We start from the raw sequence: 1,875 nt of genomic DNA on the forward strand, positions 1-1,875 counted from the left end.
ATTAAAATGCAAAAACAAAGGCTAGACAAACTGATGTGCTGAAGATTTAGGCGAGAGATAGACGTTAAGCCAAGAGCTTACAAACTCGATATTTCCCAATACCTAAGATGCAAGCCATTGGCTCTGAGAGATAAGTAAGTGGATTAAATTGAAAGGCTTGGTTTATCCCCTGCTGCTGCAATTGCGTAGCGAATATCGTCAATAAAACGAGATTCTGTTTCTACAATTCCATCAGAGAATGTCACTGGTTGATGTGGCCCAGCAAGTAGAACTACGTTTGTGAAGTCGGAAACATTAAAGTTTTCAGCGACAACATTCTTCGAGTGAAAATCAATCACCGTTTTCGCTACTTGATCTTCAAGCTCCAGCAACTGTTCTTCCGTAATTTTCATTCGCGCCAAAGCAACACGAACGCATTTATCATGTGTCGTTGTTTGCTCTTTGATTATCTCGGTGTACTTATCGTTTAACTTCGAGTTTTCTGCGTAGCTGTAGTACAGCGGGCCGTGCAACGTAATACTTTTGTTTTCATCTACGTAAACAAGGTCTAGCAACTCTAGTGCACCCAGATAATCAGACATGCTTTGCTCTGATAAGTCGTATTTCTTCTTTAAAATTATGTATCCATCTTTTCCGCGCAACATCCTCAGTTCACGATAAAAATCGTAAAGATGTGGGAACTGAAAAAACACTTCATCTTGTGTTCGGCTAAAATAATCTTCATCTTCACCTTGCAACTGATTGGCTAACTTTTGCAATTCATCCAATGTACAGTCAATCGCACGACAGTATTCAAGCAGTTTATCTAACGCGAGGTTGGTACTGGTTAAATGTCTCTTAAAAGTGGACAATGGCATGCCCATTTTTTCAGATAGCTCTCGATATGTTAGCCCCTTTGTTTTAATCGCTTGTCGTAGAGCGGCTAGCAAATATTCGGGAGTCAGATCTCTCATCTACTATTCCTTTTGGCAATGTTACAGCTTTATAATATTTGTAACAATTTAGAGCTTATTAGCAAGCTATAAGTTCATATTTTTATAATAAATTCTTGAATTAATATACCAACAACGCCATTCAACACGCAAATGACATAACTCAAAAGACATTGAACTTGGTTATATATATCTAAGTCATTTAATAATAAAAGAAATAAAATCAGTTTACCTGATCGCAATTTGTATGGCTTAGATAATTAAAACAAGAAGATAACACCAGATCACATAACTAGTTTTAGAATATTTACCCTACTTAAATCCAGCCAAGTAAGTGAATAAAAATTCACAATCACAAAAAAGATATACCAATAAAGCCCTAGGATTAGAATTTGAGTTTTTTAACATTTTGGAGTGAAGCCATGGCTTACTCAAACCACTTAAGGGAGAGTCTAAAGAAGGCGAAGAACCGATGTTGCCTCGCCAATCAAAAGCAATTCTATTCCACGAGCTTTACAGCGGTACCAAAAGCAAGGATTTCAGATGAACCATCGACAATTGAGCTTGTAGTAAAGCGAATTCCTACAATCGCATCAGCGCCTTTCTGGTTCGCTTGCTCGACCATACGTTGAATAGCAATGTCACGTGCTTCGGTCATCATTTCGGTGTATCCGCGGATCTCTCCACCAACAATGCTTTTTAGACCAGCCATTAGGTCTCTGCCGATATGCTTAGATTGAACAACGTTGCCCGTCACCACTCCTCTAACTTCTGCTATTTCCTTGCCTGGAATCGTATCTGTTGTTGTGTAAATCATGTCGTGCCCTTAATGCTATGAAGTAAGTACAGTACGTTACCACCAAGCCTTTAAATATGAAATCAGGATAGTGTTAGTAAGTTATATAGAAGTGGCTGTGCGTGAGTACCTTTATTGAAAGTATTC

The 1,875-nt window shown here is 38.4% G+C and carries 2 protein-coding genes; both read right to left on the bottom strand.

The window, feature by feature from the left end:
* Positions 1 to 143: 143 nt before the first annotated feature.
* Positions 144 to 953 carry a helix-turn-helix domain-containing protein gene (locus tag R8N28_RS23915; RefSeq protein ID WP_140258697.1) on the bottom strand — a complete coding sequence of 270 codons (810 nt, stop codon included), beginning with the start codon at positions 951 to 953 and terminating at the stop codon, positions 144 to 146.
* A 478-nt stretch (positions 954 to 1,431) separates the two neighbouring features.
* Positions 1,432 to 1,749, bottom strand: coding sequence for a heavy metal-binding domain-containing protein (locus R8N28_RS23920; RefSeq protein WP_005462608.1), 318 nt, complete (start codon positions 1,747 to 1,749; stop codon positions 1,432 to 1,434).
* Between the last annotated feature and the right edge of the window lie 126 nt (positions 1,750 to 1,875).

The organism is Vibrio sp. Vb1554, assembly GCF_033344235.1.